1 pseudogene is annotated in these 1,072 nt (G+C 69.8%); it reads right to left on the minus strand.

Annotation, left to right across the window (positions count from 1 at the left end):
* Positions 1 to 1,029 (minus strand): annotated as a pseudogene (locus ACFVX9_RS39765) (transposase); the annotation flags it as partial.
* Between the last annotated feature and the right edge of the window lie 43 nt (positions 1,030 to 1,072).

Below are 1,072 nucleotides of genomic sequence, written 5' to 3' on the forward strand. Positions count from 1 at the left end.
GGCAGCGCGGGCGGACCCCCTGGATTGGCCGGTGCCTGTGTGCCCGGCGTGGGCGAGGCGTAGGAGTTCGTCCAGGTGGCGGGCGAGGTGCTCCTCGTGTTCGGCTCGGCTTCCGCGTCGTGTGACCACGCTGCGGATGTGGCGCCAGGTGGTGTCGGTGAATGGCCTGGACACCAGGCCCTGGTGGATCCAAGCGGCTGGCTCCCAGCCGTGGGGGAGTCTGACCCAGCATTGCCACGGCTCGTAGGGGTTGTGGTGGACCTCCCATTTGCCGTCCGCGGCGGTGGAGCGGTTTCGGTGTCCGTTGAGTGCGGGGCCGTCGTAGGTGCGGTGCTCGAAGCGGATGCCTTCGTCTCCGATTGCGCACCGTCTGGAGGGGAGCAGTTCGATCCAGTCCGTTCCGTTCAGGGGGACGGGTACGTGTCCGGCGATGCCGGTGAGCGCGGCCCACATTTCGTTGGGGGTGAGGGTCAGGCGGGGCATGAGCGGGTGCCGTAGCCGTTCGTGGCGCCGTTCCTGCCAGCCGCAGACGATCCATTCGTCCAGCAGGTCCTGCAGTTGGGGCAGCGTCCAGCACGCGTCGTCCTCCACGCTGCTGCCGCGTGCCGCGAGGTGCGTCCCTGTGTAGCCGGCGACGTACTGCGCGAAGAGGGTGCCGATCGCCCCGAAGCTGCGTTCGACGTGTCCTTTTGCGTGCCCGGAGGCCGGTGGGCATGACTGGACCGTGATTCCCAGATGCTCGGCGGCGGCGAGGAAGCAGCGGGAGACGAATACCTTGCCCTGGTCGATGACCACGTTCGCCGGCCGGATCACCGGCCGGGCGGCCGCACCCTGCATGCGGGCGTCGATGGAGACGAGCCGGGCGTAGGGGATGACGGAGGCGGCCATGGACAGGTACTCGGGCCAGTCGGGCCGCATCGGCTGCGGTACCAGCGTCTGCGCCAGGAGCACGGCCGCGTCTACCGCCTTGGTGCCCTTCGGCCGTAGGACGGCCGCGGTGATGCTGCGGGTGGCCACGTCCACCGCCATGGTCAGCTCTGGCCGCCGAGCCTGCCCGTCCTCGCACACGACC

The organism is Kitasatospora sp. NPDC058243 (assembly GCF_042882025.1).
GTDB lineage: Bacteria > Actinomycetota > Actinomycetes > Streptomycetales > Streptomycetaceae > Kitasatospora.